This is a genomic window from Micromonospora sp. NPDC048986 (assembly GCF_040649335.1).
In the GTDB taxonomy this organism is placed as follows: domain Bacteria; phylum Actinomycetota; class Actinomycetes; order Mycobacteriales; family Micromonosporaceae; genus Micromonospora; species Micromonospora alfalfae.
In genome coordinates, this window is record NZ_JBEZFJ010000002.1 from 490,395 (window position 1) to 511,653 (window position 21,259).

22 protein-coding genes and 1 pseudogene are annotated in these 21,259 nt (G+C 69.4%); 9 read left to right on the forward strand and 14 right to left on the reverse strand.

Annotated features, from left to right (window positions below; all coding sequences use genetic code 11):
* Nucleotides 1–20: 20 nt before the first annotated feature.
* Both AB0B94_RS07265 and AB0B94_RS07270 read right to left on the reverse strand, forming a co-directional pair.
* Nucleotides 21–1,139, reverse strand: a complete 1,119-nt coding sequence (locus AB0B94_RS07265; RefSeq protein WP_357269562.1) for a Gfo/Idh/MocA family oxidoreductase — start codon at nt 1,137–1,139, stop codon at nt 21–23.
* A complete protein-coding gene (locus AB0B94_RS07270; protein ID WP_357269565.1) occupies nt 1,109–1,819 on the reverse strand; it encodes a ThuA domain-containing protein in 711 nt (236 codons plus the stop codon). The genes AB0B94_RS07265 and AB0B94_RS07270 overlap by 31 nt, the downstream gene beginning before the upstream one ends.
* A gap of 741 nt (nt 1,820–2,560) precedes the next feature.
* On the opposite strand from AB0B94_RS07270, the gene AB0B94_RS07275 reads away from it, so the two are divergent.
* Nucleotides 2,561–2,995: a helix-turn-helix transcriptional regulator gene (locus tag AB0B94_RS07275; protein WP_357269569.1), complete on the forward strand. Its 435-nt coding sequence runs from the start codon at nt 2,561–2,563 to the stop codon at nt 2,993–2,995.
* A 317-nt stretch (nt 2,996–3,312) separates the two neighbouring features.
* Here the strand turns inward: AB0B94_RS07275 and AB0B94_RS07280 are convergent, their stop codons facing one another.
* The 7 genes and pseudogenes from AB0B94_RS07280 to AB0B94_RS07310 all read right to left on the reverse strand — a co-directional run.
* On the reverse strand, nt 3,313–4,344 hold the full coding sequence (locus AB0B94_RS07280) for a hypothetical protein (protein ID WP_357269572.1): 1,032 nt from the start codon (nt 4,342–4,344) through the stop codon (nt 3,313–3,315).
* Between the two features lie 427 nt (nt 4,345–4,771).
* Nucleotides 4,772–6,247: an RICIN domain-containing protein gene (locus AB0B94_RS07285; protein WP_357269575.1), complete on the reverse strand. Its 1,476-nt coding sequence runs from the start codon at nt 6,245–6,247 to the stop codon at nt 4,772–4,774.
* Between the two features lie 29 nt (nt 6,248–6,276).
* Nucleotides 6,277–7,716 (reverse strand): glycoside hydrolase family 43 protein, encoded by a 1,440-nt coding sequence (locus AB0B94_RS07290; protein WP_357269578.1) that lies wholly within the window; start codon nt 7,714–7,716, stop codon nt 6,277–6,279.
* 36 nt (nt 7,717–7,752) lie between these two features.
* A complete protein-coding gene (locus tag AB0B94_RS07295; RefSeq protein ID WP_357269581.1) occupies nt 7,753–9,150 on the reverse strand; it encodes a family 43 glycosylhydrolase in 1,398 nt (465 codons plus the stop codon).
* Between the two features lie 291 nt (nt 9,151–9,441).
* Nucleotides 9,442–9,603 carry a hypothetical protein gene (locus AB0B94_RS07300; protein ID WP_357269925.1) on the reverse strand — a complete coding sequence of 54 codons (162 nt, stop codon included), beginning with the start codon at nt 9,601–9,603 and terminating at the stop codon, nt 9,442–9,444.
* Nucleotides 9,604–9,616: 13 nt separating this feature from the next.
* Nucleotides 9,617–10,663, reverse strand: coding sequence for a serine/threonine protein phosphatase (locus AB0B94_RS07305; protein WP_357269584.1), 1,047 nt, complete (start codon nt 10,661–10,663; stop codon nt 9,617–9,619).
* Nucleotides 10,664–11,011: 348 nt separating this feature from the next.
* Nucleotides 11,012–11,533: pseudogene (locus AB0B94_RS07310) on the reverse strand (NADAR family protein); the annotation flags it as partial.
* A 159-nt stretch (nt 11,534–11,692) separates the two neighbouring features.
* On the opposite strand from AB0B94_RS07310, the gene AB0B94_RS07315 reads away from it, so the two are divergent.
* Nucleotides 11,693–12,226: a DUF6817 domain-containing protein gene (locus AB0B94_RS07315; protein WP_357269587.1), complete on the forward strand. Its 534-nt coding sequence runs from the start codon at nt 11,693–11,695 to the stop codon at nt 12,224–12,226.
* 47 nt (nt 12,227–12,273) lie between these two features.
* Entirely contained in the window at nt 12,274–12,570 is a 297-nt protein-coding gene (locus AB0B94_RS07320) for an adenylyltransferase/cytidyltransferase family protein (RefSeq protein WP_357269590.1), read from the forward strand.
* Between the two features lie 96 nt (nt 12,571–12,666).
* On the opposite strand, the gene AB0B94_RS07325 is transcribed toward AB0B94_RS07320, so the two are convergent.
* Nucleotides 12,667–12,822 carry a hypothetical protein gene (locus AB0B94_RS07325; RefSeq protein ID WP_357269593.1) on the reverse strand — a complete coding sequence of 52 codons (156 nt, stop codon included), beginning with the start codon at nt 12,820–12,822 and terminating at the stop codon, nt 12,667–12,669.
* Nucleotides 12,823–12,976: 154 nt separating this feature from the next.
* A complete protein-coding gene (locus AB0B94_RS07330) occupies nt 12,977–13,603 on the reverse strand; it encodes a disulfide bond formation protein DsbA (RefSeq protein ID WP_357269596.1) in 627 nt (208 codons plus the stop codon).
* A gap of 39 nt (nt 13,604–13,642) precedes the next feature.
* On the opposite strand from AB0B94_RS07330, the gene AB0B94_RS07335 reads away from it, so the two are divergent.
* The 3 genes from AB0B94_RS07335 to AB0B94_RS07345 all read left to right on the forward strand — a co-directional run bounded on the left by AB0B94_RS07335 (nt 13,643) and on the right by AB0B94_RS07345 (nt 15,418).
* Entirely contained in the window at nt 13,643–14,170 is a 528-nt protein-coding gene (locus AB0B94_RS07335; RefSeq protein ID WP_357269599.1) for a MarR family transcriptional regulator, read from the forward strand.
* A gap of 44 nt (nt 14,171–14,214) precedes the next feature.
* Nucleotides 14,215–14,745 (forward strand): GNAT family N-acetyltransferase, encoded by a 531-nt coding sequence (locus AB0B94_RS07340; RefSeq protein ID WP_357269602.1) that lies wholly within the window; start codon nt 14,215–14,217, stop codon nt 14,743–14,745.
* Between the two features lie 91 nt (nt 14,746–14,836).
* The gene (locus AB0B94_RS07345; protein WP_357269605.1) at nt 14,837–15,418 is read left to right on the forward strand and encodes a GNAT family protein; all 582 of its coding nucleotides are present in this window, start codon (nt 14,837–14,839) and stop codon (nt 15,416–15,418) included.
* Nucleotides 15,419–15,460: 42 nt separating this feature from the next.
* On the opposite strand, the gene AB0B94_RS07350 is transcribed toward AB0B94_RS07345, so the two are convergent.
* Nucleotides 15,461–16,477, reverse strand: a complete 1,017-nt coding sequence (locus tag AB0B94_RS07350; RefSeq protein ID WP_357269608.1) for an ATP-binding protein — start codon at nt 16,475–16,477, stop codon at nt 15,461–15,463.
* Complete coding sequence (locus AB0B94_RS07355) at nt 16,470–17,165, reverse strand: response regulator transcription factor (protein WP_357269612.1); 696 nt, start codon at nt 17,163–17,165, stop codon at nt 16,470–16,472. Before AB0B94_RS07355 ends, AB0B94_RS07350 begins: the two co-directional genes overlap by 8 nt.
* Before the next feature lie 159 nt (nt 17,166–17,324).
* Here AB0B94_RS07355 and AB0B94_RS07360 point away from each other — a divergent pair, with 159 nt between their 5' ends.
* Nucleotides 17,325–18,404, forward strand: a complete 1,080-nt coding sequence (locus AB0B94_RS07360) for an NAD-dependent epimerase/dehydratase family protein (RefSeq protein ID WP_357269615.1) — start codon at nt 17,325–17,327, stop codon at nt 18,402–18,404.
* Here AB0B94_RS07360 and AB0B94_RS07365 read toward each other — a convergent pair.
* On the reverse strand, nt 18,376–19,740 hold the full coding sequence (locus AB0B94_RS07365; RefSeq protein ID WP_357269618.1) for a hypothetical protein: 1,365 nt from the start codon (nt 19,738–19,740) through the stop codon (nt 18,376–18,378). The genes AB0B94_RS07360 and AB0B94_RS07365 overlap by 29 nt on opposite strands.
* A gap of 147 nt (nt 19,741–19,887) precedes the next feature.
* Between AB0B94_RS07365 and AB0B94_RS07370 the strand changes: the two genes are divergently transcribed.
* On the forward strand, nt 19,888–20,568 hold the full coding sequence (locus AB0B94_RS07370) for a glycosyltransferase family 2 protein (RefSeq protein ID WP_357269621.1): 681 nt from the start codon (nt 19,888–19,890) through the stop codon (nt 20,566–20,568).
* On the forward strand, nt 20,565–21,245 hold the full coding sequence (locus AB0B94_RS07375; RefSeq protein WP_357269624.1) for a DUF2064 domain-containing protein: 681 nt from the start codon (nt 20,565–20,567) through the stop codon (nt 21,243–21,245). Before AB0B94_RS07370 ends, AB0B94_RS07375 begins: the two co-directional genes overlap by 4 nt.
* Nucleotides 21,246–21,259 lie beyond the last annotated feature (14 nt).

A 21,259-nucleotide genomic window follows, 5' to 3' on the forward strand; every position in this document is an offset into this window, starting at 1 on the left:
CATTTCCGGTCTGGCCTTCGTCAGCGTGTCTTGGCGTCGTAGACCTTCCAGTCCTCGATCGGAGTGAGCGCAACCGGTGCCGGTCGCTGTGCCGTCGTCGTCAGCTCGATCCGCTGGCCTTCGGCCGCCGACCGAAGCAGGCTGGTCATGGTTTCGAGTACGTGCAGTGCGACGTCGCCGTCAGCGCGTGGGGGACGCTCATCGTCGGCCCTGGCCAGGTCGATCAGACCGATGCCCCGGGAAGCCCCGGCGTAACCGGCACGCGGTTCGAGAGCGCGCCATTCGGTGTCGCCGAGCGCGAAGAGGCGGACCTCACCGTCGAAGTAGTTCGGATCGGGTACGGCGAGCGTGCCGGCCTCGCCGTGCACCTCGATGGGTGCGGCCGTCGTCCGGACGCCGTCGAAGCTCGTGGTAATTGTGGAGAGCGCACCATTGGTGTGCTCGAGTACGCCGGTGAGGTGGGTGTCCACCCCCACCGGGATCCGCTGGCCGGTGCGGGGACCCGAGCCGATGACGCGCTCGGCGCGCAGGCGGCTGGCGGCTCCGGTCACCGACCGGACCGGCCCGAGCAGGTGGATGAGCGCCGAGATGTAGTACGGCCCCATGTCCAGCATCGGGCCGCCGCCCGGGGCGTAGTAGAAGTCGGGGTTGGGGTGCCAGCGTTCGTGTCCCGGAGTGACCATGACTGCCGACGCGGACATCGGGCGGCCGATGAGCCCGCCGTCGATCGCCGCCCGCGCCGTCTGCGTACCAGTGCCCAGGACGGTGTCCGGCGCGCACCCGACGCGGACGCCGGCCGACGCGGCCCGATCGATGATCGAACGGCCGTCCGAGAACGTCACGGCGAGCGGCTTTTCCACGTACACGTTCTTGCCGGCGTCGATAGTGCCCAGCGAGATGTCGGCATGGGCCGCGGGGATGGTCAGGTTGAGCACTGTCTGCACGTCCGGGTGGGCGAGCAGACGCTCGACGCTCATCGCCTCGGCCCCAGGGATCGTGGCCGCGACCTCGGCTGACCGGGAGGCGTCGAGATCGGCCACCGCGACGATGTCGACCTCACCGTGGCCCGCGAGTGTGTCCAGGTACGCGCGGGAGATGACCCCGAGACCTACGACGCCGACGCGGTGCGGGTCGCCCACACCATCCCCCTTTCGATCACGGTACGGACATCCGGGTGCTCCAACACGTCGAGGCTGTGCCCAGGGGTCGTCACGACGATGCGCCCGGCACCCCACTGCCGGGTCCAGATCGCCGGTGAGGTGACCGGCCGGTGCCACGGATGCCACGCCTGCGTCGGGTGGGTGGTCACGGCCAGCACGTCGATCAGGTCGTCGTGCAGCACCCAGTACTGCTCGGTGACAAGGTCGAAGTCCTCGATGCCCGCAGTGATCGGGTGCTCCCGGCCGAGGTCGGTGACACGCACCGTGTGCGGCAGGAAATTGTCCTCCGGGCCACCGTGACGTTCACACGGCTCCCGGCCCGGATGGGTCGCGAACTGGCCGCCCACCAGGTGCAGGTATTCCGATGACGCGCGGAACGAGTCGACGATGCCGCCGTGCCAGCCGGTGAAGCCCGTGCCGGCGATGACAGCCGCGCTGAGGCCCGCCACCTGGTCCGCGGTGATCTGCGACATCGTCATGCACTGCACGACGAGGTCAATCTCGGCCATCTCGGCGGCGTCACCGTAGATCTCCGTCGACTCCTCGATGCGTACGGCATAGCCGCTGCCTTCGAGGAAGGGGAGGAACAACTCGGTCGCCTTGACCGGCTGGTGCCCCTCCCAACCGCCCCGAACCACCAGTGCTCTCCGCTGCGCCACCGTCGCTCCCTCCCACGGTCCGTCGCCACCGGGCTGGCCGATCCCGCCCCGACGACGTGCCGTCGGTGCCGGTACGTGTCGAGCATCGAAACCGTACCCTTGGTCGCCGACAAAGCCGACCTACGCCGGCCTGTGGATTCCACTGTGCACGGTCGGCTCACGCCGCAGCAAGAACACACAGGTGCCGAAACGGCGCAGAGGTTCCGGGCCGGCCGGGTCGAGATCGCGAGCGTCGCAGCGGTATCTGCTGATCAACCGCTACGGCGGTTGCCGTACTGGCGAGGGCTCTGGACCGAGCCCCGGCCGCCGAGGTGCTGACCCTTTCCGTGCGGTTGAGGCGAGGCGACCTTGCCCTTCGCGCGTCGGGCAGCCCGATTCGCGGGAACGGCAGGCTGCTCGGTCTCGGTCTCGGCCGGTGTTGAGGCGTCGGCAGCCACCGCGGGGTCGTCTTGGGCGGGTTCAGGCTCCGGCATCGGGTTCTCCCTTGGATTCTGTGGGCAGTGCGAGCCGTCGACGGCCGGCAGACGCGGACTGATCGACGCCGAGGTGCGCGCCTTGACGGTAGCGCAACGCCAGGCCCAGCCGAGCGTTCCCCCGCTGCAAACGGACAGTCGTCACCCGCTGCCTGCCGGCGCGGACCGAGCCCGAGGCCGCAACCGCATCGCCGCAACTGGATACTTCTCCTGGCCCGATCCGGCGCCCGATCCGGCGCCCGATCCGGCGTCCGTGCCGAAGCTCGCCATGGTCGCGTGGCCAGAGTTACGGCCCAGCTTGCGGAGGTGGGTGTTGGGCCGTCCGGAGAAGCCGGTGGATCCGACGGCGGGCCCGGTGCAACGGTTGGCGTGGCAGCTACGACGGTTGCGGGAGCACGCGGGCAACCCGAGCTATCGGCTCCTGGCTCGGCGCGCGCACTACTCGGCAAGCACGTTGGCGGACGCGGCGAAGGGTGGCCGGCTGCCGTCGCTGGAGGTGACGCTCGGATATGTCCAGGCCTGTGGCGGTGACCCGGCCGAGTGGCGGGCACGGTGGAAGACGATGTTGGTGGGTCCTACACCGTCGTCAGCGACCAGGCGGGTTATCAGGTGGCCGCGCCCGTCGGCAAGTACGGCGTCCTGCCATGCTCGCTGGTCTGGGGCGACGCCGGGCCGGGCACGCTGGCCCTCCAGTGGGCCCTGAACGACTGCTATCTCGCACCCGCGGGCAAGGCGCTGCTCAGCGATGACGCGGCGTTCGGCCAACTGACCTTCAACGCGCTGAAGTTCGCCCAGAGCAAGGCGGGCATCACCGCGGACGGCCAGTTCGGGCCGCAGTCACGGTCGTCCCTGAAGTTCCACCGCCTTCACGGGGCGGAACCTACGCAACCCCTACCTGTGCCCGACTCGGCCGTCCGCTGCCGTGACCGCCGCTGCGTAGGCCAGGCCGGCGGTGACAGCGCAAACGCTGTCACCGCCGGCTCAGCACGGTGCGCTGTGCCGGTGGACACGAATCCGTTGCTACACCGGCTTCGCGTTCCGGGGCCACTCCGCGGCCTCCGGGAGCAGGTCGAAGATGCGGTCCATGGAGTACGGCTGGTACGTCGTCTCGGACTCGGTGATCTTCTCCCAGTCCGAGTTGGTGAACTGGAACATCCACAGGGCGTCCAACTCGAAGTCACCGTGTCCTTCGGGAAGGTGTTCGAACTCCCGCTTCAAGGCGTCGGTATCGAGGCCGGCGCTCGTCGTGTGGCTCTCGAGGTGGGAGCGCGCTGCCTCGTCGAGCATCAGCAGCTCAGCGATGGTGTGTGGCACCGGCGTCACTCCCCTGGCCAGCAGGTCGCACAGGTCGACGCAGGTCTGCGCGAGCCGAACAAAGAATTCTGGCGGCTGCGCGATCAACGAAGCCGGAAACGCGACTGCGGGACCTTCGATCCCCCACATGAGGCCATCCGCCTGATCGACAAGGACCTCCGCCATACCGCACAACGACTGGTAGAGAGCAGCAGCCCAGCGAGGGCCGACGCCCCACGAGGGACATCCGCAAACATCTTCGTCGTCGTCCGAGCTCTCCATCAGGCAGCGGCACGATCCGCCGGGACCGCACTGGCCGCTGCCGGCGTCATCACGTCGGCGCTCGGCATACGACGGACAGCCGTCGCAGTAGTCGCACCCATCGGCGGGACACTGCGCGGCGGGAAACAACCGCGCCCAATCGATCTTGCTGCCATCCCTCGGCAGGTTGGGGGCGTCGAGTTCGCTCACGAACCAGGTGGCGAGGAACTGCCGTTCGTCGGTGACGTCGACGCGCTGTTGGGCTGCTTGCTCAAGCCCGGATCGGACGCTTGCCGGCAGACTGAGCCAGAGGCCGGAGAAGTTCTCCTGCCCCCTGTCTGGAGAGTTCAACAGGTTGCAGATGGCGACCGCCTGGTGTGGCCAGTCGAGCGTCGCGATGGCATCCAACTCGTTGCCGTTGCCTTTGTCGACGATTGCCATGACACGCGACTTGGTGGTGGTGTGTTGGGGCACGAAGGCGATGACTTCTCTGGGCACGACAGCTCCTCCCGGGCGCGCATGAGGGCACGCTGGGCTACGAGGTAGGAAAAGAGGTCCGCGCTGGTTGTCCCGGTGCTTCCGTGGACTCCGCTTCGCGGGACACCAAACTAGCATGCCGGTCAATTGCAGTACCGGTCCGCGGGCCGGAGCGGAGCCGATCGCTGAGGATCCGCGGCGGCGTACGCCCGGACGACTGGAATTGACGTGGTGCGTCCACCAGCGGCCGGGGGTGACACCGTCGGGAGCGTCGACCCCGAAAAGGTGCGGGCCGATGTACGTCAGGGAGCAGGCGCCGAAGCCGGAGGTCTGCCGCGACGCCACGAAGCGGCCCGCCGCACGGACAACGGCGGATTGCTCACAAGCAACCCGCCGTTGTCCGGCCTGGGAAGGCCACCGCTGAGCGGTCGTTACGTCCGGACGACCGTCAGACGGCGGTGCGGGACCACTGCTGGTTGGCGCCGGTGTTGCACGAATACTGCTTGAGGACGACCCCGTCCGCGGTCGCGGATGCCGGTACGTCCACGCACTTGTTGCTGTGCCGTGCCCGGAGCTGGAAGTAGCTGCCGTTGGCGACCATCTGGAACTGCTGGTTGGTGCCGGTGCCGCAGGTGTACTGGACGAGCTCGGCACCGTCGGCTGTCGATGCGCTCACCACGTCGAGGCACTTTCCGCTGTGCCGGCTGACGATGCGCCAGTAGCCGCTGCCGGCGTCCTGGAACTGCCACTGCTGCCACGCACCACCGCCGTACGTGTACTGGCCGACGCGCGCGCCGTTGTCGGTGTTCGGCTGCTGGACGTCCATGGCCTTGCCGCTGTGCCGCACGTCGATCCGGTAGAACGAGCCAGTCGATGGTGGGGGCGTGGTCGGGCCATCGCCGACGGCGTCGCCCCACGCGTACCGGATCCGGTCCGCGCCGGACGTGTTGCGGACGGTCAGGTTGAGGTCGGTGCCGCTGCCGCTGAGCGCGAACATCGAGTACCAGTCGTAGCCGATGGTGCCGGTCTTGCCACCGAGGGCGGGCCAGTAGGTGCCACCCATCTGGTTGTCGCGCATGACCTGGGCCATGGCGCGGATGTAGCGCACGAAGTTGTCGGTGCTGCCCGCGTCGGCGTAGTTGCGGCCGTCGTTCATGGGAGCGCCGAACTCGGTCGCGACCGCGCGGGAGGCGCAGTTGCCGAGGCGGGCCTGGATGTGGCTGCGGAAGGCGTCGTAGGTCATCGCGCCGTAGAAGAAGGCGTAGTAGTGGAAGGACAGCAGCGTCGAGTTGAAGCGGCTGTCGTTGCAGATGTCGCGCAGGTCCTGGCTGAAGCCGGTGCCGCCGATCAGCACCCGGCCGGGCACTGCCGAGTAGTGGTAGCTGAGCCAGTTCGCCGCGACGTTGCGCCACTCGGCCGAGCTGTAGCCGTGCGGCTCGTTCATCGGCTCGAAGTAGACGTTGGTGTTCGTGCCGTACGTGTTGGTCACGGTGGACCACATCGCGTTCCACGCGGCGAGGTTCGTGATCCTGCCGCCGGAGGCGGCGCCGTCCTCCCAGTAGGCGAGGATGACCTTGAAGCCGCGGGCGGTGGCCGCGTCGATGGCGCCTCGGTACGCCTCCCACCAGGCTGTCCCCACCGTGTGGGTGTTGATGGGCAGTCGGACGGTGTTGACCCCCATGGTGGACGCCATGTCGTCGTAGAGGGCGTTGGCCTTGGCCCGTACCGTCGCGTTGCTGTCGGACATGCTCAGGCCCTGCACGACGAGCGGACTGGTCTTGAAGTTGTCACCCAACATGGCCCAGTTCATGCCTCGGAACTGGTTGGTGGCGGCGGTGGCCGGCGACGACGCGACGGCGACGACGCCAACCATCGCCGTCATCGCGGCCACCAGGGCGGAGAGCACCCGTCGATGTAGTGCCACAGTCGGAACTCCTTGAAGAGGGACCAGGTTCAGCTGGTCACGCGGAAGGTGGCGTCGGCACGGCTCTGGGCGTCGGACACCGGATCGAGCCGGAGCAGGTAGCTGTAGTGCCGGAGGTAGCGGTCCGGGTGGCTGTAGGACTGGAACGACGTCCACGACGAGTTGGCGAGGCCGGCGACCTGCCGGAAGGTGGCGTCGGCGGCAAAGGTGGCGGTGCCGTCGTTGGCTTCCAGCCGGAAGTCGTATCCGTAGTGGCGCAGGTAGTGGCCCGGGTAGTTGACCGACTGGATGGAGACGGTGCCGGAGCCGACCAGGCCGGGCACCAGCCGCCACTGGCCGTCCTGGGCGGGGCTGACGTTCGGGTCGATGCGGGCGTCGTAGTCGTAGTGCCGCACGTACCGGTCCTGGAAGTTGTACGACTGGATCCGGTTGACCGCCGTGGCGGGCCAGCGGGCGAGCACCCGGTTCTGTTCGGCCGCGGTCAGGTTGAGGATCGAACCGTGCCGTTTCTTGGTGCCGCCCATCGCGTACGAGCCGGACGCCGGCAGTCGGTAGCTGCCCGGGCTCGACGGATCGGTGGTCAGGACCGGCAGGTAGCCGCGCCCGCTGGAGTACTGGTCAAGGTAGAGGACCCACTCGTTGCGGGCGTTCATCTTCATCCACATCGGGCCTTCGACCTGCGCGCCGGTCAGCCCGATGCCGGAGAGGTTTCCGAGGCTGGTCCAGGTGCCGAGGATGGAGTTGCTGCCTTCGATGGCGATCTGTCCGTCCCGGGAGGCCCGGACGTAGCGGTATGCGCCGACTCCGGTTGGCACCTCGACGATCTGGGTGTCGATGATCTCCTGGGTTCCCGGCCGGTTGACGAAGACCTGCGGCGTGGTGACGCTGCGGAAGTTCGCCGTGCGCGCGTAGTAGATGCGGTGCTTGGTCGCGCCGTTGAGCGGTACGTTCGTCGCCCAGTAGAGGACGTAGTCACCGGTGGCCGGGTTCCAGATCGCCTCCGGAGCCCAGGCGTTGCGTCCGTCTGGAATTGCGCCGGCGACGTTCAGCAGCCACGGCGCCGACCAGTTGACCAGGTCGGTGGACTCCCACACGACGAGGTTGCGACTGCCGTTGTTGATCGCGGTCGACCAGTCCTGACCGCAGCCGATGCACAGGTCAGTGGCGATGATCCAGTACCGGTCGCCGGCGGGCGAGCGGACCAGGGCGGGGTCGCGCACGCCGCGGGTGCCGACCGTGGACCGCAGCACGAGCCCGCCGTTGTTGAGGTCGGTCCAGCGTAGGCCGTCGGTGCTGTGGGCGAGGTAGATCTGCTGGTCGGTCGACGACTCTCCGGTGAAGTGCGCCATCAGGTAGCCGACGGTCGGGTCGAGCGCGGCCGCCTCCTTCGGTGTCGCCGCCGACCAGGTGGTGAACAGCAGGCTCGCGGCCACCGCAACCGCGCAGAGCCGGGCGAGGACTCTCGACATGTGTCTCTCTCCTTCGCGCAGGGGCTTGCCAGTCAGCTAGAGCGTCGGTACGACAGGCCGGATGGTGCCGTCGGTGCTGAACTCCATCCGGTCGATGGTGGTCTCGCGGTTGGTGCCGTTGCCGGCCGGTACGGCGAAGCGGTGGTAGGCGATGTACCAGGTGTCGCTGCCGGGTGCGCGGACCACCGAGTGGTGACCGGTGCCCTTGACGCCGATGTCGAGGCGCTTCTGCAGCACCACGCCGCGCCTTGTCCACGGCCCGAGGGGTGAGGAGCCGGTGGCGTAGGCGACCCGGTAGTCCTCACTGCGCGTGTCGTTCTCCGACCACATGAAGTAGTAGAGACCGTTGCGCTTGAACACGAACGGTGCCTCGTTGTAGCCCGAGGGGGTGACGACCCGCGTCTGCGTCGCGTCGAAGGAGACCATGTCGGTGTTCAGCCGCACCGCCCGAGCGACGCCCTGCCCCCAGTACAGGTAGGACTGCCCGTCGTCGTCGGTGAACACCATGGGGTCAATCGTCTGCCCGCCGGAGAACTGGTCGCTGCGGATCAGCGGCCGGCCCAGCGCGTCACGGAACGGCCCGATGGGGCTGTCGGCCACCGCCACGCCCAGCTGTTTGGCCGTGTTGCCGCTGGCCGCCCCACCGCTGAAGTACAGGTAGTAGCGGCCGTTGGCGCTGGCCACCGCCGGCGCCCAGGCCGAGTTGTCCGCCCAGGACACGTCCGGACCGTGGTCGAGGATCACGCCGTGGTCGGTCCAGTTGACCAGGTCGGTCGAGGAGAACGCCTTGTAGTAGGTGCCGGCCCAGCTCGCGTAGCCGTCGGTGGTCGGGTACAGGTAGTAGCGGCCGTTGAACACGGTGAGGTGCGGGTCGGCGAAGAGACCCGGGATCACCGGCCCCTTGGTGGTCCTGGGCGCCCAGGGCGCGACGAGACGAAAGGAGCTGTCCGCCCGGAACGCGGCCGTGTCCTGGTAGGCGTCGAGCCAGAGTGCGAAGTCGCGGTGCCGGATCCGCCGGTTCGGATAGTTGTACGAGACGAGTGCCACCGATCCGCCGACCGAGCCCTCCACGGCGCAGAAGGTGGCGTCGGCCCGGAATGCCGCGTCGCCGGTGTTCGGGTCGACCCGCAGCCGGTAGTCGCGGTGCCGGAGGAACAAGCCGCCCTTGGTCTGGAACGAGTAGCAGGTCGGCGACGCCAGACCGTTCACCACTGTGAAGGTGGCATCCAGCTTGGTCTGGTTGGCGCTGCTGGAGGTGACCGGGTCGAGTTGACCGAGGTAGTCGATGTGCCGCACGTACCGTCCGGCCTGGTTGACCGCCTCCAGCGAGACGGCGCCGGTCGGCAGCGTGGCGGCGTGGGCCGGTTTGTCGGCCACCACCACGACAGCCGCAGCGACCACGGCGGAGAGCACGAGGAGGGCACGCAGACGCATTGTCGATGCTCCCGACAGAATCGCCATCCCGGCCCCTCTCGTAAGATCATCTATGTTAGCGTTAACAAGAGCAGGCGGTATCCGGGCTCAGGCTTGAGTGGCCCTGGCGACGGGGTGGAGGGTTCGCACGTGGTGCCTCTGGTGCGTCACACGACCACAGACACAATGTGTTCGGTTCGTTAAGTTCGCGTTGCGGACAAGTGTTAGCGATCGCATCTATGAGTGTCAAGGGATCGACCATGGCCGCTCCCTCGCGACCCCGGTCACGCCACCCGTCATCCACGGTCCCGGTCAGACACTGCCGTCACCCTCCCGAAGCCATCGATGGACGACGGCGAAGTCCGCCTCGGTCAGGCCCGTGTACGGGTCGACGCGATGCAGCAGCGCCCGCGCCGGGTGGTGGGCCCTCACGAAGCGACGGTCGGCTTCGGTGATCTCGTCGTCGAGCCACACGAAGGGCGCTTCCTCAACTTGCCCGATCCGCATTGATCCGGACCGTGGTTTCACTGCCGGGATACTCGGCGTGAAGGTCGCCGTCGAACAGGCGCCAGCAGAAGTCGTTCATCCGGGCGGCTGCGGGGGCGTGTCTGGCGATGATCTCCCTCACGGGCGGCGGCACGTCCGGTGGGATGTCTCCGGTCGCACATCGGCGCACAAACTGGTCGCGGGCGATGGGACCGCTGTCGGCCGGCACGGGCACCCCGCACACCGAGGTGACCAGCCAGTTCACCAGCCGCATGGAAGCGTAGTCGGCATCGTGACCGGCATTGCGGGCAGCGAAGTCGCGCTCGGCGTCCGACAGGTCGAAGCGCGGTGAGGTGGCGAGCCCGAAGTCGACCAGGTAGAGCCGGTCGTCGTCGGCCCTGATGTTGCCGAAGTGTCCGTCCAAGTGCAGCAGCTCGCGGTGACACAGGAACGCCACCATCTCGAACAGCTGCCGCTCGACCGTCGCGGCTCTGCCGACCGGGTCGTCAAGCCAGCGGGGCAATCCGTCGGGGAGATATTCGAGAAACAGCACGAGGCTCGCGGTCGCGCCCGCCAGCGCTTCGAACCGGGCACGCACGGCCTGGTTACCACCGAACTGGGCGACGACGGCGTCGATGTCGAGGTGCTCGGGCGCGACCGGCGGGCGGCCGGGCAGCACCCGCCAGTGGTGCAACAGCGGGAACGATTCCGTCTCCCCGGCGAGGACGCCCTCGGTGACGCTCTGGTTTGCGGCCAGCTCGCGCCACGCGCCGAAGCCCGGACCGGCCAGGCGGTACATGCCGTATTGGCAACGGACCGGCAGGTCGAACAGGTTCGCCGTGCTGTGCGGATGATCCAGCTCCCGGTCGGTGATCGGAACCCGCTTGACGAACACGGGCGTGCCATCGACATCGGCGATCGAAGAGCCGCCTCCCACGCCTACACCCACGGGTGACGCGGCCTGCAACAACGCCGACAGTTCACCGTCGGCGCAGGCGGCCAACGACGCCGCGACGCGGTCATGAAGGGAACGGCGGGTAGGGAGCATCGCTGCATCATGCCATCGGGCGACAGCCCTCTTGGTGCAGTGCCGAGCGCCTTCCTGCGGCAGGCGTCGATGATGCGCCGAATGCGACGGTGACGGCGCCGCAAAGGTTGGAAGAGTACTGGTACAGAACGTGACGACTCACTGTCATGCGCGATCCGCGCGTCATCTCACGCCAACGATCCCTCGCCGCTGGCAACGACGGCGGGTTGCCCGGCTCACCCGGCGTCGCAATACCGATGGCCCGGGTGCCTCACGTTCCTGAGCGGGACGAGACTTCTCCGGAGGCCCCATCGGCATAACCGTGAGGTCCGCATAAGTCGCGTTATGCCGACTTCGGCATAACGGCACGAAGCCCAGCAGGTTGAGCCCTCGCCAACAGGCGGGGTCGCTCGCAGCCGGATCGTCGCGGTTCAGGCCGATGCCCCAGATCCGGTCGACCGGGCTGGCCTCCACCAGGACTCGCTGCCCGGTAGCCAGCAGAAACGCCCGGAGTGCGGGATGCTGATCGAATTTCGCGAGGTTGCCGGCCACCACGATCGCGAAGCGGTGTTCGCTCCAGGTCTGCTGATCGAAACCCGCGACGCGTCCCCCCAGCACCTTCGCGGCGTGGGGATGCGGCGCGGCGAGGATCTGTTCCGCCATCGCGCGGTCGCCGAACAGGGTGGCCTTGCGCCACATCATGTAGTGCTCCGCAGTGGCGAACCGCCTGTCGTCGGCGGTGAACGGCACCGGCCACCACTGGCTCAGGCAGCCTGCGCCGACGCCCCCGTCACGTTCAGGCTGGTGCCCCCAGAAGAACAGGAATTTGACCTCATGACCCTGCGCCTGCGCAGCGGCCAGGTCCGCGACGCTATGAACCGATGCCAGCATGATGGAGAGTCTGTGGCACCGGCGCTCCGCGTACCCCGCATTTTCGACCGCGACGACGTGTTCGCGGCCGCCGCGACGCCAGGCATGCCCACGGCGCTGTGACATATTGCCCACGTCCGGTGGCCATCGGATTCGACGGTCGATGCCTACAGTCGGACCATGAGCACCGATGACGGCGTGCGGGTCTGGCTCCGCCGGCAGGGAGCTGAGCAGATCGCCCATCCCGGAGGCAACCTGTACGCCCACCTCTGTCGAGTCAGCGAACGACTCGCCGTGCTCGGCTGCGCACGTGACGTGCAAGCAGCGGGCCTCACCCACGCCGTCTACGGGACCGACGGATTCGACCTCACCCTGCTGGATCGGGCCGATCGTGCGGTGCTGCGGGATCTCGTTGGCGCCGGCGCCGAGGAGCTCGTCTATCTGTACGGCGCCTGCGACCGTGGACGCAGCTGGCGGGAGCTGGCAAGGACCGGCGAGGTGTTCGACCGCTTCGCACGTCAGGTGCGGACGCCCGGCGAGACTCAACTTCAATCCCTGGTGGACCTGAGCATCGTCAACGAGCTGGACGTCATCGAGCACGATCCTGCGGTGGCGGACCGGCACGGGGCCTACTTCCGGAAGCTGTTCGCGTCGTGGGCCCCGATCGCCTCGGAGCAGGTCATCGGCGATGCGCAGCGGGTCTTGCGGCAGTGACACCCGAATCGTCGCGTCCGACAGCACGGGCCTCCGGCCGCGTACGGGTGCGAGCCGTCTACCCCGGCAGCTTCGATCCCTTCACTCCGGGGCATGCGAATGTGGTCAGCCGGGCACGTGCTCTCTTCGACGAAGTGGTCGTGCTCGTCGCGGTCAACAGCATCAAGCATCCTGGCAGCGACGAAGAGGCGCGGGCGGCCGCCGTCCGGGCCGTGCTGCCGGTCGAGTGGACCTCGGTCACCGTTGCGGCCTGGAGCGGGTTGACCGCCACCTACTGTCGTCTCCGGGAAGCAGGAGTGATCGTCCGTGGAGTGCGTAACACCACCGACCTCCGGGCCGAGTAACAGCTCGCAGCGATGAACCAGTCGCTGGGCGTACCCACGGTGTTTCTGCCGGCGCAGCCCGAACTGGCCGCTGTCTCGTCGACAGCGGTGCGCACGCTAGGGGCGTGGCGGGCCGAGTAGGGCGGCGATCATCGCTTCGGGCTCGATGGTGGTTGGTCGATCGCTGACCTGCCCGTCGGCGAGTTCGATGACCCGCCACACACCCGCGAGAGCGCCCAGGGCGCGGGTCGACCAGTCCGTTGTGCTGCGCATCGTCCTCCCTCCGCCTGGACCGCCGGCGGTGGCCGGCCAACGGACACTATCGATTCGAGTCGACGCGACGCCGAACACCCGGTGACGAAGCATCGACAGACCTGGGTCGACCAGTGCGGGGGTAACCAGCTCCCCAGCGGCGGTGGTGGTGGAGCTACGCGAAGGTGAGGCCGTCGGACCGGGCGCGTTTGAGCTCGGAGAAGGCCCGGCAGCCGGCGAGCAGGCGAGCGCCGTCGAAGACGCGGACGGCCTCCTCGCCACGAGGGATGGAGCTCAGCACGGGCCCGAAGAAGGCCACGTCGTCGACGACGACCGTCGGGGTGCCGAGGTCCTCGCCCACCAGTTGCTGCGCACGGGCGGTGCTGGCCCGCAGCTGTGGATCGAGGTCGCTGCGCGAGGCGGCGGCGGCCAGGTCGGCGGGGAGGCCGGCCTCGGCCAGGGCCAGCGGGACGACTGTGTCGAAGTCCTTGTCGCCGCCGTCGTGGATCCGGCGGCCGAGCGCCGGGTACAGCCGTGCGAGGGCGGCGGAGCCGTGTTGCGCCGCTGCCGCCACGCACACCCTGGCCGGGCCCCACGCCCGGTCGTTGAATTCGCGGTACCAGGGCTCCAGGTCACGATGCTCGTTGATCACCGCGAGGCTCATCACCTCGAACCGCAGAGTGAGCGGCCGCATCTTCGCCACCTCCATGAGCCAGCGGGAGGTGATCCAGGCGAACGGGCAGGACGGATCCACGTACGCCGTGACCACCGGAGCTGACGTTCGAAGGGAGTTATCTTCCACGGAAGACAACTTATCTTCCCTGGAAGGTAAGGTGCAACAGTGGCTGGAGACCGGATCGCCGACATCGTTGGGCAGTGGGGTCGCGAGCGACCCGACCTCGACCCCACCCCGCTGCTGATCATCGGTCGCATCCAACAACTGGCCGCCGTGCTCGATGAAGCCCTGCGGCCGCCGTTCGCCGCTGCGGACCTCGGCAACGGTGACTTCGACGTGCTCGCGGCGCTGCGTCGCGAGGGCGAGCCCTACACGCTCACTGCGGGCCAGCTGAGCCAACGAATGCTCGTGACCACCGGAGCCGTGACCAAGCGGGTGGACCGAATGATCGCCCGTGGCCTCGTGTCGCGCTCGGTCTCCGCGGCCGACGCGCGCGCCAGGGTGGTCGGGCTGACGCCGACCGGCGTGGTGTTGACCGACCGGCTCATCGAGCAGCATCTGGCCAACGAGGCGGCAATCCTGCGCGGCCTGACCGACAGCGACCGTCGAACCCTGGAACGCCTACTGGCGGCGATGAATCGGACCCTGGCCGACGGAGAGTTCGGACCCGGGGGCGGCGGCCACGACGGGTGACGTCTCCTCTCACGAGGGTCCAGTTCGCGGATTACCATTCGCTCATGGACGACACCACCGGCGGCGTACGCATCAGACGCGGTGGTCCGGCCGACGCACCCGCCGTACTGGACATGCTCGACTCCGCGGTGGTCTGGATGAACGACCGCGGCAACACCGAGCAGTGGGGCACGACGCCGTTCTCGGAGAAACCCGAGAGGGCCGAACAGGTCGACCGGTACCTGAGCGAGAACCTCCCGTTCATCGCGGAACTGGACGGGACGCCCGCCGCGGCCCTGGTGTTGGATTCCGGGCCCGACCCCCGGGCACCGATCGCGCCCGCGGACGAACCCGAGCGGTTCGTGCGCCTCCTGGTCTCCGACCGACGATTCGCCGGGCGAAAAATCGGGTCGACCCTGCTGGCACACGCGGTTGAGGAGACCCGGCGCGCCGGCGTGCGATTGCTACGGGTCGACTGCTGGGCGGGCGGTGGCGGCGAGTTGGTGGCGTACTACGAGCGCCAGGGGTTCACTCCCACCGAGACCTTCCTGGTGGGATCCTGGCCGGGGCAGGTGCTGGCCCAGCGGGTCGATTGAACCGTGCGCCCTCTGCCACTGAGGACGCGGCGGGGGCATCGGACTGATATCGGGGCGTCCCGCCGGGGTGCGTCCACTAGCGTCCCGCCTCATGGAGAACACCACCGTACGCACTGAACGCCTCGAGCTTCGCCCAGTGCGGGACGAGGACGTCGACCGGATCCTGGAGTACCGCAACCTGCCGCAGGTCACGCACTGGCTACTGCGCACGCAGGTCGACCCCGCATCCTTCCGCGCGGCATGGCGACGGACGGCCGCAGACCCCGACGACCACAGCATGGCGGCCACGCTCGACGGCGTGGTGATCGGAACCGTCTCGCTCGACGTCGTCGACGGCATGGGTCAACCCGGCATGCCACCACGGACCGAGGCCCAGCTCGGCTACATCTTCGATCCGGCCTACCGCGGAAATGGGTACGCGACCGAGGCGGTGACCGCTGTGGTGGCGCACGCATTCGACAGGCTGGGCATTCGCAGAATCACCGCCGGCTGCTTCGCGGACAACCTCGCCTCCGTGCGCATCCTCGAAAAGGTCGGCATGCGTCGTGAGCAGCACGGCGTCGGTGATTCCTGGCACGCCGAACTGGGCTGGGTCGACGGCTACACCTACGCTGTCCTCGCCGAGGCGTGGCATCGGGAGCCAGCACCGTCGGACCGGTCCAGCGGAGACTAAATCCTGATCTGTCCTCCTCCGGCGCAGTGCCCCGGGTGCGCCTCAGGCGGTCGCCAGCCGGACCTTGAACTGGCAACCGTCGGAGGTGTTGCGCACCTCGACCCGACCGCCGTGCGCCTCCACCAGGCCATGAACGATGGCCAGGCCGAGCCCTCCGGACGCCCCACCGTCACCGGGGCCAGGGGTCCGGGCCGGTTCACCACGGAACGCGATGTCGAACAGCCGGGGAAGGTCGGCCGGAGGGATGCCGCCACAGGTGTCGGCGACCGACAGCCAGGCGTGGTCGTCCTCCCGGCCGGCTTCGATGCGTACGGTGCCGTCGGCCGGGGTGTAGCGGACCGCGTTGAGCAGCAGGTTGGCCACGACCCGGGCCAGCTCCGGTTCACTCGCGGCGACAGTGGGCCACCCCGACTCGCTGGCAATCAGCTTGATCCGGCGAGCGTCGGCCAGCGGAATGGTGCTGGCCAGCGCGTCCGAGACCACCTCGCCGAGCGGCACCGCCGTCAACGACAACCGCAACGCTCCCGCGTTGATCCGGGACAGCTCGAACAGGTCGTCGACGAGTCGGGTCATCCGGTCGGTCTCCAGTCGGATGCGGCGGTGGTACTCGTCGACGGTGTCCGGATCACGCACCACCCGGTCCTCCAGCGCCTCCGCCATCGCCCTCAGCCCGGCGAGCGGGGTCCGCAGGTCGTGGGAGACCCAGGCGACCAGGTCGCGTCGTCCCTTCTCCAGTTGCCGTTCCCGCTCCCGAGCCTGGTCACGCCACACCGCGGCGCGGGCCAGTCGCCGGCCGAAGTGCCCGCCGACGGCGAGGCTGACCACCGCCGCCGCCGCGACGGTGATCAGGACCACCTCACTGTCGTGCGCGGAGAGGAACATCGCTTCCGCGACCGCCATCACCCCGACGGCGACGGCGACCACTGTGGTGGTGAGCAGCACGCTGAGGTGCACGGTGATCGAGCTGCGTCGGAGCGCGCGGAGCAGCACAGCGCCGGCGAGACCGATGCCGAGGGCCGCGCCGAGGGCGATCGCGAAGATCAGGAGTACGTCACGCATGGGCCGGCTCGTAGCGGTAGCCGACACCCCAGACGGTCACGATCCGCTGCGGATCGGCCGGGTTGGCCTCGATCTTCTCCCGCAGTCGGCGTACGTGCACTGTCACTGTCGAATGGTCCCCGAAGTTCCACCCCCACACCTGCTCAAGAAGTTCGGCCCGGCCGAAGACCCGGGACGGATGCCGCATGAGATGGACGAGCAGGTCGAATTCGCGCAACGTCAGGGCCAGATCAGCACCGGCGAGGCGCGCGGTTCGGGAGGCCGTGTGCACCACCAGGTCACCGTCGGTGAGCGCCTCCGGCCGCTCCGGTGGCGTCCCACCTCCGGCGCGACGGAGCACCGAACGGACCCGCAGCACCAGTTCGCGGGGTGAGAAGGGCTTGGTCAGGTAGTCGTCCGCACCGAGTTGCAGCCCGAGGATCCGGTCGGACTCGTCACCGCGCGCGGTGAGCATGACGATCGGCACGCCGTCGGGGCGTACCCGCAGCGCCCGGCACACCTCCAGACCATTGACCAGCGGCAGCATCAGGTCGAGCACCACCAGGTGCGGCGCCTGCCGCTGCACTGCCGCCAGTGCCGCCGCACCGTCCGCCGCGAGGCTCACCTGGAAGCCGTCGTTCTCGAGGTAACGACGAATGACGTCGCTCACTGTCTGATCGTCGTCGACCACCAGCACGCGCTGTGTCACGGGCATTCCCCGTTCCGCCCCGTCAACGTCTCCCCCAGATGTCCATCGGCCCAGCGTAGCCACGCACCAGCCACCGCCCGCACCAGCAAACCTTGCGAGGTTCTTACGGCTGCGTGCGGAAACCCGCCCCGGCGTACGCGGGGTCATACGGTGACCGGAATGCGGATACTTGTCACCGGTGCGGCCGGCTTCATCGGCTCACACGTCGCGGACCTGCTCACCGACGACGGGCACGAGGTGGTGGCCCTTGACGCGCTCCTGCCCGAGGCGCACAGTGCGACGGCGCCGCCCTGGACCGAGCGGCACGACCTGGTGGTCGGCGACGTGCGGAACACGGAGTTGCTGACCCGGCTACTGACCGGGGTCGAGGCGGTCTGCCATCAGGCAGCCATGGTCGGGCACGGCATCGACCCGGCCGACGCCCCCCGGTACGCCGCGCACAACGACCTCGGCACCGCCACCCTCCTCGCGGCGATGCACGCCGCCGGGGTACGCCGACTGGTGCTGGCCAGCTCGATGGTGGTCTACGGCGAGGGCCGCTATCACTGTCCCACCCATGGAATCGTCAGGCCCGCCGGCCGCCGGGTCGTCGACCTGGCCGAGGGCCGGTACGAGCCGACCTGCCCTCGCTGCGAACAGGCGCTCTCCCCCGGTCTGGTGCCCGAGGACGCGCCGTTGGAGCCGCACAGCACGTACGCCGCCACCAAGTTGGCCCAGGAACACCTCGCCGGCGCCTGGGCCCGGCAGACCGGCGGATCGGTCTGGGCCCTGCGCTACCACAACGTCTACGGTCCGAGAATGCCCCGCGACACCCCGTATTCGGGGGTGGCGTCGATCTTCCGGTCGGCCCTGGCCGCCGGACGAGCGCCCCGGGTGCTGGAGGACGGCCGGCAACGGCGCGACTTCGTGCACGTGACCGACGTGGCGGCAGCCAACCTGCTGGCCCTCACGACACCGGCGCCGGACCCCCTGACCCCAGTCAACGTCTGCTCAGGCGAGCCGCACACCGTCGGCGAGCTGGCCCACGAGCTGGCGTCGGCGATGGGTGGGCCAGCGCCGGTCACGGTCGGGGGCGGGCGGGCGGCCGACGTACGGCATGTCGTGGCCGATCCGGCGCGCGCCACCCGGCTGCTTGGTTTCACCGCCCGGGTCGGCTTCGCCGCTGGCATCGCCGACTTCACCACAGCGGTCATGCGAGACCCGGCATCGGTCACGACACCGTCCACAGTAGGTGGTTGACGGCCAGAGCCGTGGCGGCCTGGACGGCCAACCACCACCGCCGGTGACAGCGGGGCAGGTGCGCGGTGGCGACCAACAGCCAGACGGCGAACGGTAGCCAGATCCGCTCGACCTCCGCCTTGCTGAGCCCGGACAGGTCCGCCGCGAGCACCGCCACCGTCGCCGCGATGGGCAACCACACGGTGGGCCCGGCGCTGGCGATCCGCTGCCGAACGGCCGTCGCGAGCGGTGGGTGCGGCGCTCGGATCGACACGGCGGCCACCGCCCGCCGCAGCGCCGGCCCGACCACCGGGCCGGCCGAGAGCAGCAGGGCGGCGAGATTCGCCCAGACCCAGTAACCGTACGGGCGTTCCGCCGCCCAGCCCTGGTAGTACCGACGTGCCACCAGGTGGTAGCCGTCCAACCACCAGAAGCCGGCGACCGTGAACGCGGCGACGACGGCCGCGACCGCCGTCGCCGCGACCAGGAACACGCCGAGGCGGTCCCGCGCCCGGAGCAGCACCACTGCCAACGCGAGCAACCCGACCAGGACGAACCCGTACGACAGGTAGAGCGCGAAACCGAGTAACAACCCGCCCAGGACGGCCCCCGATCGGCCACCCACCGCCAGCAGCGCCAACCCGGCCGCTACCACCGCGGCGAAGATCCCGTCCGCGGACGCGCCCACCCAGACCGCCCCCGGGAGCAGCACCAGGAACGGCCACACCGCACGGGCAGCGTCCTCGGCGCCGAGTGCCCGCAGCGTCACCGGAACCGACACCGACACCGTGGCGCCGAGCAGCACGCAGGCGAGCCCGGCGGCGGTCCCACCGCCCAGGCCGATCCGCTCCAGCCAGACGAAGAACAGCAACGCTCCCGGTGGGTGAGCGGCAGCGTGGGTGGACCACGAATCGGGCTGGAAGTCGAGAATCCGGTCGGCGAAGCCGGACACCATGGTGCCGACGTCCGTCACCCGGGGCACCTCGTGCAGGTACTCGGCCTGCACGGTGAGCCGCTCGGTCAACCCCGCGGACCAGCCGTCCACCAGAGCCAGCGACAGCGTCCAGAGCAGCGAGGCGACGTAGCCGACCACCAGCAGCCGCGGCCACCGGGTGTCGGTTCCCCAGCGCGTGCCCCGCCAGACGAACAGCGCCGCGACGAGAAACGCGACGGGGGTGCCGGGCCCCAGATGGGGCTGCCAACTCGCGTAGAGCGGCGCCGCGTCGGCGTGCAGTCGTACGCCCTGATGGTTGAGCAGGGCGCCGACGGCGACGGCGACGGCGAGCAGTGCCACCTCGACGCCGAGGACGATCAGGTCGGCGGACCGGGTTCGTCCCGGCCGGGTCATCATGGTCATGGTGACGGCCGACGATACGACCTCCCACCAGGCATTCGACTGCCGCACGGTGAGACGTCAGAGAGTCGTAAGATCCGGTGCCGTGTAAGCGATTCGTAAGGAGCAACAGCGGTCCGGACGGCCGGTGGCGGGCCTAGCGTCGCCGGTATGCACACAACGATCGACGTGGTGCTGCCGTGTCTGGACGAGGCGGCCGCACTGCCTGCCGTACTGAGCGGGCTACCGCCCGGCTACCGCGCCATCGTGGTCGACAACGGCTCCACCGACGGTTCGCCGGTCGTCGCGGCGGAGCACGGGGCGCGGGTCGTCCACGAGCCGCGACGGGGGTACGGAGCGGCAGTGCACGCCGGCCTGCTGGCGGCGGAGACGGATCTGGTCTGCGTGCTCGACGCGGACGGCTCGTTCGACCCGGCCGAGTTGCCCAGGCTCGTCTCGGCGGTGCTCGACGGGCAGGCCGATCTCGCCGTCGGGCGACGTCGGCCGGTCTCGGCGGACGCCTGGCCGTGGCATGCCCGCGCCGGGAACGCGCTGGTCGCGGCCCTGCTGCGGCGTCGCGGCGTGCCGGTGTACGACATCAGCCCGATCCGGGTCGCCCGCCGGGCGGCGCTGCTCGGACTCGGTGTCGACGACCGCGCGTTCGGCTACCCCCTGGAGTTGCTGCTGCGCGCGGCCGGAGCGGGCTGGCGAATCCTCGAACTGGACGTCGCGTACGCGCCGCGGGCCGCCGGCACCAGCTCGAAGGTCTCCGGGTCGGTCCGGGGCACGCTGCGGGCGACCCGGGACTTCGCCGGAGTGCTGCGCGCCGACGCCGCCGGTGGTGGCCGGTGAACGTCCTGCTCCTGGTTGCGAAGGCACCGGTCCCCGGGCAGGCCAAGACACGCCTCTGCCCGCCCGCCGATCCCATCCAGGCGGCCCGGATCGCGGCGGCGTCGCTGTTGGACACCCTCGCGGCGGTGCGCGGCACCGCCTCGACCATTCCCGTGCTGGCCCACACCGGTCGGTTCGCCGATGCCGAGTACGGCGCGGAACTCACCGCCGCGTTGGCGGGCTGGCACCTGCTCGCGCAGCGCGGCGACACGTTCGCCGACCGTCTCGCGAACGCCCACGCCGACACCGCTGCGGCATTTCCCGGCCGACCGGTGCTGCAGATCGGCATGGACACCCCGCAGATCCGGCCGGTGGTGCTCAGCACGGCCCTGGACCGCCTCGCCGAACACCAGGCGGTGTTCGGACCGGCGCTGGATGGCGGCTGGTGGGCACTCGGGTTACGCGATCCCAGGTACGCGAGCGCGTTACGCGACGTACCCATGTCGACCGGCGACACCGGGCGCCGCACCCTCGCCGCGCTGCACGGGCGCGGCCTGCAACCGGCGATCCTGCCCGTACAGCGGGATGTCGACGACTGGTCGACGGCGCTGGCGGTAGCGGCCGACCTGCCCGGCACCCGGTTCGCGCACGCCGTCGCGGCAGTGGACCGCCATCTGCTGAGCGGGCACCCCCGGTGACTTCGACGATCAGT